The organism is Candidatus Eisenbacteria bacterium, assembly GCA_013140805.1.
GTDB lineage: Bacteria > Eisenbacteria > RBG-16-71-46 > RBG-16-71-46 > RBG-16-71-46 > JABFRW01.
Genome location: JABFRW010000182.1, coordinates 1 through 11,444, shown reverse-complemented (window position 1 = coordinate 11,444; position 11,444 = coordinate 1). Strand labels below are relative to the sequence as shown.

The window sequence follows — 11,444 nt, the reverse complement described above, 5'->3', positions numbered from 1 at the left end:
CGTCGGCCTGTTCGGCATTCTGCCGCTCATGCCCGGACTCGACGGCGAAGTCTGGCAGCGCGGTGCGCTGGGAGCGGGCGTGCTGCTGGCGATCGGGACCGGGCTGGGTGGAGAACTCGGCGCCCGCCTGGTCCCGCTCGAACGCCGCGGACTCGCCTGGGCGCGGCTCGGGCCACAGCCGTCCGGGGCCTGGGTGACCGCCAAATGGCTGACGAGCCTGATCGTCGGAACGCCGCTCGTGGTGCTCATCTGGGCCCTCACCGTCTTCGGCTTGCGTCTCCCCCCGGAGTCGGCGGCCGTCGCACTGGCGACCGGCCTCCTCGCGCTCGCCGGAGGTGCGGCGAGCGGGATCTGGATCGGAGCCGCGTTCGGAGACCCCGAGTGGACCAATCCCCGTGCGATGTTGCGACTTGCGGGCCGCGTCCTGAGCCTGATCGCGTTCGTGATTCAGGCCGCGATGCTCGGGCTCCTGATTCTGGTGCCGGCCAGCAATGGGGCTGGAACGGTCGCCTGGCTCTGGATTGCGGTAGGTGGGGCGCTCGTTCTGGGCTGGACCTGGCTTGCCGCCCGGGGATCGAGTGAGGCACTCGATCGCTCACCGATCGCCGAGTAAAGTGTGCACAAACCATTATGCTGGAGGATTTTGGCGCTTGACCCCGCCGTGACGCGCCCTTACCTTTGGTTCTCGGTGGTGCAGATCGCACGAGTCTGTCGCACCGGCTACGGGGTGGATCCCCAGCTCGTAGCCCGTGTGAGCCCGTTTTTCCATGCGGGGCACCATCTGGTTTTGTGCGCCGGGCAATCGTGGATGCGAGACATGCACGGCCGCGCGCGGTTTGAAGGGAGCAAGTCGGCCGGCATCGACCCTCGTGCTCCTCTCCGGTTTGCAGGTGCCTGTGTTTCGACTCCACGAGGAGGTGACCGATGAAGCGTAGGGTACTTCTACTTCTCTTGACTGCGCTCCTCGCATTCGCAGCTCCGGTCCGCGCAGATGTGTTCCTGCTCGGGTTCACCGGCTTCGATTACGAGGATCCCGACAACGACGCCGTCGAACCCGATTTGGATGGCACGACGTTTCTGAATGTCGGCGAAGGCTACAAGGTGGTCGGGTTCGTTTCGAGCTTTGGCCCGTTGCTGACGCCGTATGTCGACGACTCGGAATTCGAATACACGGTTCACTCGTACGATCTCACCGTCTCGGCGCACACGTGGGACGCAGGTTTCCAGTTCCTCGACGTGCAGTTCCAGAATGGCGGCCGCGGTCGGTACTTCCAGGACGGCAGGCCGGGCTGTTCGTTCTGCACGCCCGGAACCCCGGCGGTGTTCGGAGTGAATCCGCCGAACGCGACTTCACCTTCGACCTTCGTCGACGGCACGCTGCTGCTCGGCGGCTCCATCAACAGCCTCGCGTTGTTCTACGACTTCGCGGCCAGTCAGGGCGGCTTCAGCGGCCAGATGAGCCTCGACGAAGGCAGCGCACTCGGTTACGTCCCGCCGGCGCAGCGCTCGGGCTGGACGCTGGCCGCTCTGGCCGGTCGTCCGAACGGCACCGTTCCGGCTGGCTATGACGATCAGCTTTCGGGCTCGTGCTACATCCCCGATCCGACCCCGGCGCGTCAGCGCACGTGGGGCGCGATCAAGGCTCTGTACCGCTAGTTCCGCTAGTCCGTACCGACTTCTCCGACCACGGCTCACGCCGTGTCAGCAACATGGGAGGTACAAGCATGAAGAGGAAGATCGGAGCGGCGCTGCTGGCGGGCCTACTGGGTGTGGCCAGCTTCGCCTCGATTGCGGGCGCTCAGTGTGTTCCCGGTCAGCTGCTCGATTGGGACGAGGGCTTCGCATACGAAACTGCATACAACCCGCTGACGTTCATTTCGTCACTGGGCAGCAACGCAACGGTGGTGGGCAAGCTCGTGGGCCTGTGCGGACCGCTCTCCGGTTTCGACGCGAGCGATCCGACCAAGGAATACACGTTCGTGTTCACCGCGCTGTCCTCGAACGGCACGGTCGGCCCGCAGGCAGTCGGCAGTTCGACGCGCTGGACGACCACGTACGCGGGCGGCACCTTTGCCGTTTATGAAGACACGACGCCCGACGCTCCGACGGCCGCGACGCTTCCGGCGAGTCCGCCGAACGTGGACGTGCCTTCGAAGTACTCGGATGGAACGGTGATCCTCTCGGGAACGCTGAGCAACTTCCGCACGCAGATCGTGCTGAACGGCGGCCAGTACATCTCGAGCATGCTCGGCAACTTCGTCATCACGGGCGGCTCGGCTTCGGGCGGCGCTCTGTCGGGTACGGGTTCGGGTCTGCTGCAGGGCACGTGGTGCCCGAACGGCGCCGGAGCCACCGGGCTGTGCGCGCTACCGACCGGCTTCTCGGCGGTCTCGAACGGCAAGTTCGACGTCCCGCCGACGTCGGTGCTCGAGTCCACCTGGGGTGCGATCAAGGCCATCTATCGCTAATCCGTTACTCTCGCGAATGCGCCCGGCGGTCGTTCACGATCGCCGGGCGTTCGCGTTTCAGATCCGGCCCGATTCGCCGCGCACCCCATGAACGCCATCGCACCCAACCCGCCCGCGACCGTGATCGCGGTGTTGACCGATCTGCTGTTCGCGACCCGTGTGAGCGAAACTGCCCGATCGCTCGGGCTCGCGCTGACGTGCGTGAGCCCCGAACGGCTGATCGCGACGGCTGAGCACCTCACGGTCACACGCGTGGTGGTCGACCTGACCGCGCAGGGCGATCCCGCAGCCGCGATCGAAGCGCTGCGGCGCACCACGCATGGCGCGAGCATCCCGGTCATCGCGTTTCACCCGCACGTGAACGTCGCACTCGGTGATCGCGCGCGCGCGGTCGGAGCGACGCGCGTGCTGCCACGCTCTGCGTTCACTGCAAAGCTCGCAGCGATCCTCGGCGGACAGTTCGATACGCCTCCGAAACGCGATCTGCCGGGCACGGTTCCGCTCCCCGAATCCGGCTGATAGGATCGCGGCCGTTCCTGATTTCCACCCCACGGAGGCATTCCATGTCCCAGCCCACGCGGCCCTCGGGCTCCGACGCACCGCACGCGGCCAGCGGCGGAACGGCGTCCGGCACCGATCGAGTCGAGATCTCCTGTCCCGGTTGCGGTCGTCACGATTGGGTGACGTGGCCCCACGGACAGCCGGGTTACGAATGGAAGTGTTTCAACTGCAGTAAGCAGTTCACGCTCGCGCGAAAGGTCGGTCACTGACATGAGACGCTTCGCGTGGCTCGCCATCGTCGCTTCGTTCGCTTGCGCGGCCCTGCCGTTCGGCGGCACAACCGTTCATGCGGCCTCCGATCCCTCCGCGATCGCGATTGCGAACCGCGTGATGGCAGCGCTCGGAGGAGCCGATGCGTGGAACTCGCTGCCCGCTCTCGAGTGGACCTGGCAGTACGTCTCCAACGACTCGGTCAAGAGCGAGCGACGTCATCTGTGGGACAAACGCAGCGGCTGGCAGCGCGTCGAGGGCGTCGGCCGCGACGGGCGTCCCTACGTGTTCACCGCGCAGATCGACGGCCCTGCCGAACACGCATGGATCGGCGGCGTGGCGATCCAGGGCGACTCGCTCGAGAAGCTCGGCCAGCGCTCGCGCGCGCTATGGCGGAACGACAGCTACTGGTTCCTGATGCCCTACAAGCTGCTGGATCCCGGTTGTCGGCTCGCAAATGCGGGTGACACCACGGTCGCGAAGACTCGCTACCATCGCCTCGCGCTGTCATTCGAGAGAGTCGGCGACACTCCGGGTGATCGCTACTGGGTATGGGTCAATGCCGCGAACGCTCGAGTTGAACGCTGGGATTTCCTGTTGCAGGGCGACACCCGGATGGGCAGCTGGTCCTGGGAAGACTGGCAGCTGCAAGGCGGACTGATGTTCGCAGGCGTGCGACGCTCCGAGAGGAATCAGATCCGCACCGTCGAGGTGCATCCGGTCTCCAGGGTGTCTCCGACCGCGTTCACCGCGCCCTGATCGCGACTCCGGCACCGCGCATGAGTACGCAATTCAGGATCAGCGAGCTGTTCCACTCGCTTCAGGGCGAGGGGCCTCTCGCCGGTACTCCCGCGCACTTCCTGCGACTGCAGGGCTGCACGGTCGGCTGCCAGTGGTGCGACACGCGCTACTCGTGGTCGCCCGAAGGAGGCGAACCACAGCCGATCGAGGCGCTGTTCGAGCGTGCCCTCGCGCTGGGGCCCGCCGACCTGCTGGTGGTGACGGGCGGGGAGCCGCTCGAGCACGCGGGCCTTTCCGAGTTGCTCAACGGAGCACTCGAGCGCTGGACGACCGTCGAAGTCGAGACCAGCGGCATCGCTCCGCCACCGCGCTCGCATGCACGCCTGCGCTGGAACGTGTCTTCCAAGCTTCCGTCCGCCACGGCGCGCTGGGAAGACACCTGGCGTCACTCCGCGGCATGGCTCGCGGAATCCAATGCTACTTTCAAACTCGTGGTCGGCGGCGGCGACGACATCGCGGACGCCCTGCGCATGATCGAAGCGCACCACCTTCCGGCCCACCGCGTCATGCTGATGCCGCAAGGCATGCGTGACGCCGAACTGCGCGAGCGCGCCGTCGAGCTCGCCGAGATCTGCAAGCGCCACGGTTTTCGCCTGAGTGCACGGCTGCACGTGTGGCTGTGGGGAGCGAAGCGCGGCGTATGAAGCCCGACGCATCTCGGGCCCCGGCGGCCTCCACCCGCACCGCGCGCCTCGCCGTCGTGCTGCTCTCGGGCGGGCTCGATTCGAGTACCTGCCTCGCGTGGGCGCGCCGTGAAGGGTTCGAGTGCCACACGCTCGCCGTCGACTACGGCCAGCGACACCGCGTCGAGCTGGCCGCCGCACGGCACCTCGCGAGCGTGCTCGGTGCCGCATCGCATCGCGAAGTGAGCGTGGACCTGCGAGCGATCGGCGGCTCGGCGCTGACCGCCGAGCTCGAGGTGCCGCGCGATCGCGACCTCGCGGCGATCGAGCGCGACATTCCGATCACCTACGTGCCGGCACGCAACAGCATGTTCCTGTCATTGGCGCTCGGTCTCGCGGAAACCCTCCGTGCCGCCGACCTGGTTGCCGGCATGAACGCGCTCGACTATTCCGGCTATCCCGACTGTCGCCCCGAGTTCGTGCAGGCGTTCGAAGCGCTGGCGCGGGTGGCGACTCGCGCAGGGGTCGAGGGCACCCGCTTTCGCGTGCACACGCCCCTCATGACGCTCGACAAGGCGGCGATCATCCGGCTCGGGACCTCGCTCGGCGTGGATTACGCCGCAACGCATTCGTGCTACGACCCGGCCGCCGACGGCGCTGCATGCGGCCGCTGCGACGCCTGCGTGCTGCGGCAGAAGGGCTTTCGAGACGCCGCGATCGCGGACCCGACCCGCTACACGACCCGGGCCCGAACGTGAGATCGTTGCCGCCCGCTGATTCGAGCGACCGACTCCGAGGAGCACCGTGCACGTCGAACTGACCCGCGAGTATCGTTTCGAGGCTGCCCATCGCCTGCCGATGGTACCGCCCGATCACAAGTGCTTCCGCATGCACGGACACTCGTTCGTGATCGAGGTCACGCTCGCCGGCCCAGTCGACCCGGCACTCGGCTGGCTGGTCGATTTCGGAGAGATCACGCGCATCGTCGAACCGCTCCTCAAGCGCGAACTCGACCACCGCACCCTGAACGACGTCGAGGGCCTCGAGAATCCGACCTCCGAGAATCTGTGTGGCTGGCTTTGGCAGCGCCTGAACCCGTTGCTCCCCTACCTCTCCGTCATCACGGTGCGAGAGACCTGCACCGCGCGCTGCACCTATCGCGGCGCGCTCGACCGCGATTGACGAAAGCATGGCATCCAGACCCTATGCACCGCGCTTAGCTCGAGTGAATCCAACGCTGCGACCGTAGCGCCTCGATGCTTCCGCCCTCTTTCTGCCTCCCCAGCCGCATCGATTCGATCGACAATTCTGAAAGGATCTGCGAATCATGAGTGAACGAGTGTTCGTGACCGGAGTCACCGGCTATCTCGGCGCGGCCATTTCGCGGCGGCTCAAGGCTGCCGGCTACGAAGTCTGGGGACTGACCCGCAGCGAAGAACGCGCGGCGCAGCTCGAGGCCGCGGGCTTCCACGCCGTGGTCGGCGACGTGTCCGAGCCCGCCACCTTTCGAGGCGCGCTCAATAACTCGGATGCCGTCGTGCATGCCGCCGCCGAGCATGGACCTCACGCCGCGAAACGCGACCAGCAGGCACTCCATGTGATTCGGGCCGCGGTTGAAGACGGCCGCGTACGCCGGGTGCTCTACACCAGCGGCATCTGGGTCCACGGTGATACCGGCGGCCGCGTGGTCGACGAGACCGCACGACCGGAACCCCTCGAGCTCGTGGCCTGGCGTCCGGCCCATGAAGAGGTAGTGCTCGACCTGGCGACGCTCGAAGCCGCGGCGATCGTGCTGCGGCCCGGCATGGTCTACGGCGGTTCGCGCGGAGTCTTCGGCGGCTGGTTCCGCGAAGCACGCCAGCACGGCACCGTGCACTACCCGGGCGGCGCTCAGCACTGGAGCGCCGTGCACCTCGACGATGTCGCGGATGCCTACCGACTGGCACTCGCGCACGCCGAACCCGGAACCCGGTATCTGCTGACCGACGACTCGCGCCACACCGTGAAGGATCTCGCCGAAGCCGCGGCCGCGGCCGCGGGAGCCCGGGCGGTCGCAGAGCCCGCCGACCAGGTGCTCCAGCGGCTCGGAGCGTTCGGCGCCGCGCTGCTCACCGATTCGCTCGTGAGTTCCGCGCGGGCGCGACGCGAGCTGGGCTGGGCGCCACGCCACGCCTCGTTCGTGCGCAGTGCGACGACACTGTGGGACGAGTGGCTCTCAGGGGAACGCGCTCCAGTCGGCTGATCGACCGCTTCATGCATTGTGGCGCTGCCCCGCGTCGTGACGCTGCACCGCGTCGTGACGTCGCCCCGCGGCGCGGCTAGAGTCGCGGCGCCATGAAAGCCCTTCTCGCCTCGCGCTGGCTCCGGTTGGCGCTCGCGCTGGTGACGCTGGTCGCGATCGCCGCCGCGCTGTTGCCGTTCGTATTGCGGCCGCTGGTGGCGGCTCGCATCCGCGCTCGTGCCGCAGCGGCCGGGTACGACGCGAGCTGGTCGCGGCTCGAGCTGAGCTGGCCACCGCGCTTGAGCCTCTCGAATCTGACGCTGCTGCGCCGCGACACTCGCGACACCACGCTGACTGCGCGCTCGATCCGGCTCGCACTCGCGCCCGGCTCGCTGCTTCAGTTCGCACCCCGGCTCGACCACGTCACCGCGAGCGATGCTCGAGTGCGATTGCCGAAACGCAGCCACGCCGAGGGCGGCGATGACGCCGAGCTGGAATTCGACGTCAGCCCCGGACCCGATCGGCGCGCCTTGCCGCCGGAGGCCGCGGCTCGGGGGCGACGCCTGCGAAACTCCGCTGCAGCGCTGGCGCGCGCCCTGACTCAACCGTTCGACCGGCTGCCCGCCTTTTCGTTCACCAATGTCGAAATCCGCCCCGCCTCCGGCGACGAGGCACTGATCGAGGGCGTGCGCATCGGCCTGCTCGAGCGCACGCGCGAAGCGAAGGGTGATCGTCTGCTGGTTGCGGGCAGTGTGCTCGGTCGGATCGAGCGACCGTTCGAACTCACCCTCACGCACACGGGCGACGGCCACTACCGCGGCACCGGGCGTATCGCGCTTCCGGACGAACGCGAATCCGACGCCAGCCTGCTGGTGTCGGTCGACGGAACGCTGACCCACGACCCGCGCACTGCCGTGCTGACTCTCGCGGATTCGAGTCGCGTGCGGGTGGGCGAGATTCCGCTGCGACTCGGAGTGCGGCTCGACCCGCGCGGGCCGCGCATCAGGCTGTCGCTGCACGCCGAACGGCTCACGCAGGCGCTGGTCGAGCGCAGCCTGCCGCGCGCGGCGCTCGGACCGCTTCAAGACCTGGGGACCGTGGGCTCGTGGGACTACCTGCTCGAGTTCGCGCTCGACGCGGCGCAACCCGAGAGCGTGCGATTCGAGGCCGACGTGGTGCCCCATGGTCTGGCACTCGACCCCGAGCGCACGTTCGTTCACGTGCTGGGACTCGATGAACCGTTCGTCGCGCGCATTCGCCTGCCGCACGATCGCAGCACCACGCGACTGCTGGTGCCGGGGGCGGGTTCGTTCGTACCTCTGACCGAGCTCTCGCCGGATCTCGTGCACGCGGTGGTGACCAACGAAGACGGCGCTTTCTTTCGCCATCGCGGCTTCAATCCACGGGCGGTGCGCGAGTCGATCGCCGAGAACCTGCGCGCCGGCTCCTTCCGTCGCGGGGCCGGCACCATCACCATGCAGATCGCGCGCAATCTCTTCACCGGACACGACCGCACGCTGGGCCGCAAGTTCCAGGAGGTGGTGTTCGCCTGGGTGCTCGAGAACCTGAGCGGTGTGTCCAAGGAACGGCTGCTCGAGATCTACCTGAACATCATCGAGTGGGGGCCGGACATTCACGGCGCCGAAGAGGCTTCCCACTACTACTTCGGCAAGTCCTCGCGCGACCTGTCGCTCGACGAGGCCCTGTTCCTGGCAGTGGTGATTCCCTCGCCGAGCAAGTGGCGCAACCGGTTCGATGCCGAGGGGCGGCTTCGCAAGGGCCCGCGCAGCCAGATGGCGTTCATCGCCCGCAAGATGAGCACGCTCGGCTGGCTCGACCCCGCACGAATCCCGCACCCGGACTCGCTGCGCGTGACGCTCACCGGCCCCGCGGCGGACTCAGGCTCGGTCGCCGTCCGCCCGGCTCGGGTGCTGCCCGGGCCGTTCGGCTTCGGGCGCTGAATCGAATCCCGGGACGCACAGGAGGCTTGACGTGCGCCTCTGAATGTATTTCTATTCACGGTCCTGCATGAGTATTCACCCGGTCCCGGAGGCGCCGTGTCCCGAAATCGCCGCATCACGCTGCTCACCCAGCTGCTGTCCGACCGTCGTTTCTCGAGTCAGGACGAGCTGGGTCGTGCGCTGACGCGCGCCGGCATCGAGGTGACGCAGGCGACGCTGTCCCGAGACTTGAAGAGCCTGCGCGCGATCCGCCGCCCGGATGCCGAGGGTCGCCCGATCTACGAGCTGCCGGGTCCCGCGATCGAACAACTCGATCGCGATCGCCAGCGCCTCGATCTTCGCAACTTCATCAACGATTCGCGGGTCGCGCAGAACCTGTTGGTCGTACGCACCCCACCCGGGCACGCGAACGCGGTCGGGCGTGCGATCGACCTGCACGGCTGGGACGACGTCATCGGCACCGTCGCAGGCGATGACACGGTGCTCGTGATCGCCGCGGACTCCGCAGGCGCGCGCCGCCTCAAGAAGCAGCTCGAAAAGGTCGCCTCGGACTCCGGGAGCGGCAAGTGAGCGCCACCGTTCCGATCAGCCACGAAACCGTCGCCGCCCCGCTCAGGCCACGCCCCCCCGCGCATGCGCGGGTTGCGGTGCTCGGAGCGAGCGGCTATGCCGGCCAGGAGTTCGCGCGCCTCGCGGCGACGCACGAGGGCATCACGCTGGTCGCCCTCGCTTCGCGCGAGCACGCCGGCCGCCCGGCGGCGGAAATGCTGCCGGGGCTCGACCCGCGCAATGGCCACTGGCCTCAGGTCTGCGCACCCGACTCGCTCGCGGAACTGGCTCGCGAGGGCGCCTTCGACACACTGGTCGTTGCGTTGCCGCACGGCGCCTGGCGCCAGCTCGCCGATGCCGAACCCGACCTCGCATCGCTGCCTCTGCGGGTGCTCGACCTGTCCTCCGATCACCGCGACGGAACCCACGGCTACCGTTACGGACTCCCGGAGATGGCGCGCGACGCGATCGCACCCGCCACACGGGTCGCCAACCCCGGTTGCTATCCGACCGCGGCGACGCTCGCGCTGCTGCCGATCGCCGAGCGCCGGCTGTTCGCGGGACCGATCAGCATCACGGCGCTCTCGGGCGTGAGCGGCGCGGGCCGTTCGCCGAACCTTCGCACTTCGTTCGTCGAGCTCGAGGGCGGTGCCGCGATCTACCGGGCGGGAACCGCGCATCCGCATGTGGCCGAAATGGAGCGCAACCTGCACACCATCGCGACCACTGCGCATGAAAGTGGTCTTGCCGCCAGCCGGACTGCCGGCGCGCGTGGCGCACCGCCGGGCCGCCCGACCGCGGCCACGCGGCTGCCACGCATTCCGATCGGCTTCGTACCGCAGCTCGCCCCGATGGCGCGTGGCATCCTGCTCTCGGCCACCGCGCCGCTCGCGACGCTCGTCACCCCGGACGACGTTCACGCACTCTACGTCCGGCGCTTCGCGAACGAGACGTTCGTGCGGGTGCTCGACCCGGGTCAGTGGCCGGAGACCCGGCTGGTGCGCGGCTCCAACCGCTGCGATCTCGCCGTCAGCACGCTGCACGACGGGCGCACGCTGCTGGTGACCGCAGCGATCGACAATCTGGTCAAAGGCGCGGCCGGGCAGGCACTGCAGAATCTCAACCTGATGCTCGGGTGGCCCGAAGACTGGGCCTTACCGGTTCACGGCACGCCGTGGTGACGCGGAACCACTTCGAGGCGCCGGGATTCGCGCGCAACACCGCACACAGCGCGGCGCCGCTGGTGCTCAAGCTCGGCGGTCGCTCGCTCGATGCGCCCGCGGCATTCGCCTCGTTCGTGCTCGAGGTCGCGGCGTTCGCGCGCACCCATCCGCTGGTGCTGGTGCACGGCGGCGGTGCCCAGGTCAGCGCATGGTCCGAGCGCCTCGGCCTCGTACCGCGTTTCGAGGGCGGCCTGCGCGTGACCGATGCCGAAACGCTCGAGGTCGTCACCGCGGTGCTGGCCGGACTCTCGAACAAACGCCTGGTCGCTGCATTGAGAGACGCCGGTTCCGACGCGGTCGGGCTCTCGCTGCTCGACGGCGGGCTGGTGCCGGTCGCGCGACATGCCGACTCGGCGACACTGGGGGCGGTCGGAACGCCGATCGGAGTCCATACCGCGTGGCTCTCCGAACTGCTCGGCGGCCACCGGCTGCCGGTGATCGCAACCCTCGGCGCCCAGCATGGTGAGCTGCTCAATGTGAACGCCGATGACGCCGCGGCCGCGATCGCCGCGGCGCTCGGCGCTGATCTGGTGCTGCTTTCGGACATCGCCGGGCTCACGATCGAGGGCGAGCTGCGAAGCAGCCTCGATGCGAACCAGGCCCGGGCACTCGCCGATCATCCCCAGGTCTCGGGAGGCATGCGCCCCAAGCTGCTCGCCGCCGCTCACGCGGTCGCGACCGGCGCGCGCTCGGCCCGCATCGCGCGCTGGGAAGACGCCGGCACGCTCGCGGCACTGCTCGGCTCGCAGGCTCCGGGCACCTGCATCGCGTGCGCCGTCCCGCCGCTCGCACACACTGCTGGGCTCGCCCGATGACCGCCGTCTCCG

14 protein-coding genes are annotated in these 11,444 nt (G+C 68.4%); all 14 read left to right on the top strand.

Annotated features, from left to right (window positions below):
* Window positions 1–613, top strand: a 613-nt coding sequence (locus HOP12_13940; protein NOT35243.1) for a hypothetical protein, incomplete at its 5' end; no start/stop codon positions are given.
* A 311-nt stretch (window positions 614–924) separates the two neighbouring features.
* A complete protein-coding gene (locus HOP12_13935; GenBank protein ID NOT35242.1) occupies window positions 925–1,656 on the top strand; it encodes a hypothetical protein in 732 nt (243 codons plus the stop codon).
* Between the two features lie 68 nt (window positions 1,657–1,724).
* Window positions 1,725–2,468 carry a hypothetical protein gene (locus HOP12_13930; GenBank protein ID NOT35241.1) on the top strand — a complete coding sequence of 248 codons (744 nt, stop codon included), beginning with the start codon at window positions 1,725–1,727 and terminating at the stop codon, window positions 2,466–2,468.
* Between the two features lie 87 nt (window positions 2,469–2,555).
* On the top strand, window positions 2,556–2,987 hold the full coding sequence (locus HOP12_13925) for a hypothetical protein (GenBank protein ID NOT35240.1): 432 nt from the start codon (window positions 2,556–2,558) through the stop codon (window positions 2,985–2,987).
* Window positions 2,988–3,031: 44 nt separating this feature from the next.
* Complete coding sequence (locus tag HOP12_13920; GenBank protein ID NOT35239.1) at window positions 3,032–3,238, top strand: hypothetical protein; 207 nt, start codon at window positions 3,032–3,034, stop codon at window positions 3,236–3,238.
* A gap of 1 nt (window position 3,239) precedes the next feature.
* Window positions 3,240–3,998 carry a hypothetical protein gene (locus tag HOP12_13915; protein ID NOT35238.1) on the top strand — a complete coding sequence of 253 codons (759 nt, stop codon included), beginning with the start codon at window positions 3,240–3,242 and terminating at the stop codon, window positions 3,996–3,998.
* 20 nt (window positions 3,999–4,018) lie between these two features.
* Window positions 4,019–4,684, top strand: a complete 666-nt coding sequence (locus HOP12_13910; GenBank protein ID NOT35237.1) for a 7-carboxy-7-deazaguanine synthase QueE — start codon at window positions 4,019–4,021, stop codon at window positions 4,682–4,684.
* Window positions 4,681–5,421: a 7-cyano-7-deazaguanine synthase QueC gene (queC, locus tag HOP12_13905; GenBank protein NOT35236.1), complete on the top strand. Its 741-nt coding sequence runs from the start codon at window positions 4,681–4,683 to the stop codon at window positions 5,419–5,421. Before HOP12_13910 ends, queC begins: the two co-directional genes overlap by 4 nt.
* 46 nt (window positions 5,422–5,467) lie before the next feature.
* On the top strand, window positions 5,468–5,845 hold the full coding sequence (gene queD / locus HOP12_13900; protein ID NOT35235.1) for a 6-carboxytetrahydropterin synthase QueD: 378 nt from the start codon (window positions 5,468–5,470) through the stop codon (window positions 5,843–5,845).
* 145 nt (window positions 5,846–5,990) lie between these two features.
* Entirely contained in the window at window positions 5,991–6,905 is a 915-nt protein-coding gene (locus tag HOP12_13895; GenBank protein ID NOT35234.1) for an NAD-dependent epimerase/dehydratase family protein, read from the top strand.
* 92 nt (window positions 6,906–6,997) lie between these two features.
* Window positions 6,998–8,845 (top strand): transglycosylase domain-containing protein, encoded by a 1,848-nt coding sequence (locus HOP12_13890; GenBank protein ID NOT35233.1) that lies wholly within the window; start codon window positions 6,998–7,000, stop codon window positions 8,843–8,845.
* Window positions 8,846–8,941: 96 nt separating this feature from the next.
* Window positions 8,942–9,415 carry an arginine repressor gene (locus HOP12_13885; protein NOT35232.1) on the top strand — a complete coding sequence of 158 codons (474 nt, stop codon included), beginning with the start codon at window positions 8,942–8,944 and terminating at the stop codon, window positions 9,413–9,415.
* A complete protein-coding gene (locus HOP12_13880; GenBank protein NOT35231.1) occupies window positions 9,412–10,575 on the top strand; it encodes an N-acetyl-gamma-glutamyl-phosphate reductase in 1,164 nt (387 codons plus the stop codon). Before HOP12_13885 ends, HOP12_13880 begins: the two co-directional genes overlap by 4 nt.
* The gene (gene argB, locus HOP12_13875) at window positions 10,572–11,432 is read left to right on the top strand and encodes an acetylglutamate kinase (GenBank protein NOT35230.1); all 861 of its coding nucleotides are present in this window, start codon (window positions 10,572–10,574) and stop codon (window positions 11,430–11,432) included. Before HOP12_13880 ends, argB begins: the two co-directional genes overlap by 4 nt.
* The last annotated feature ends 12 nt before the right edge of the window (window positions 11,433–11,444 follow it).

Excerpts from the sequence above, each read along its gene's own strand:
- HOP12_13890 (NOT35233.1), top strand. The coding sequence starts at position 6,998 with ATGAAAGCCCTTCTCGCCTCGCGCTGGCTCCGGTTGGCGCTCGCGCTG.
- HOP12_13910 (NOT35237.1), top strand. The coding sequence starts at position 4,019 with ATGAGTACGCAATTCAGGATCAGCGAGCTGTTCCACTCGCTTCAGGGC.
- HOP12_13915 (NOT35238.1), top strand. The coding sequence starts at position 3,240 with ATGAGACGCTTCGCGTGGCTCGCCATCGTCGCTTCGTTCGCTTGCGCG.
- queC (NOT35236.1), top strand. The coding sequence starts at position 4,681 with ATGAAGCCCGACGCATCTCGGGCCCCGGCGGCCTCCACCCGCACCGCG.
- HOP12_13925 (NOT35240.1), top strand. The coding sequence starts at position 2,556 with ATGAACGCCATCGCACCCAACCCGCCCGCGACCGTGATCGCGGTGTTG.
- HOP12_13920 (NOT35239.1), top strand. The coding sequence starts at position 3,032 with ATGTCCCAGCCCACGCGGCCCTCGGGCTCCGACGCACCGCACGCGGCC.
- HOP12_13895 (NOT35234.1), top strand. The coding sequence starts at position 5,991 with ATGAGTGAACGAGTGTTCGTGACCGGAGTCACCGGCTATCTCGGCGCG.
- HOP12_13935 (NOT35242.1), top strand. The coding sequence starts at position 925 with ATGAAGCGTAGGGTACTTCTACTTCTCTTGACTGCGCTCCTCGCATTC.
- HOP12_13930 (NOT35241.1), top strand. The coding sequence starts at position 1,725 with ATGAAGAGGAAGATCGGAGCGGCGCTGCTGGCGGGCCTACTGGGTGTG.